The 376-nt window shown below is 65.7% G+C and carries 1 pseudogene; it reads right to left on the reverse strand.

The window, feature by feature from the left end:
- Window positions 1–376 (reverse strand): annotated as a pseudogene (locus CVH10_RS18210) (ammonium transporter); the annotation flags it as partial.

The following is a 376-nucleotide window of genomic DNA, read 5'->3' on the forward strand; positions in this document are numbered from 1 at the left end:
TGCCCAGCAGCGAGGGCTTACCCTTCAGCATCCACTCGACGAACAGCCAGGAGAGGGCCGCGGCGGCGGTGGCGACGAAGGTGTTCAGCATGGCCATGGCGGCGGTGCCGTTGGACTCGAGGTTCGAGCCGGCGTTGAAGCCGAACCAACCGAACCAGAGGAGTGCGGCGCCGAGCATCACGAAGGGCAGGTTGTGCGGACGGAAGGCGGTCTTGCCGAAGCCGAGACGCTTGCCGACGATGAGTGCGAGGACCAGACCGGCCATACCCGCGTTGATGTGAACGACTGTGCCACCGGCGAAGTCGATCGGAGCGACGTTGGCGACGGTGACTCCGTCGTCGTTGACCGTGGTGCCGAAGAGCTTTGCCGCGATGCC

The sequence above is a fragment of the Halomonas sp. ND22Bw genome (assembly GCF_003011945.1).
GTDB classification, from domain to species: Bacteria; Pseudomonadota; Gammaproteobacteria; order Pseudomonadales; family Halomonadaceae; genus Halomonas; species Halomonas halophila.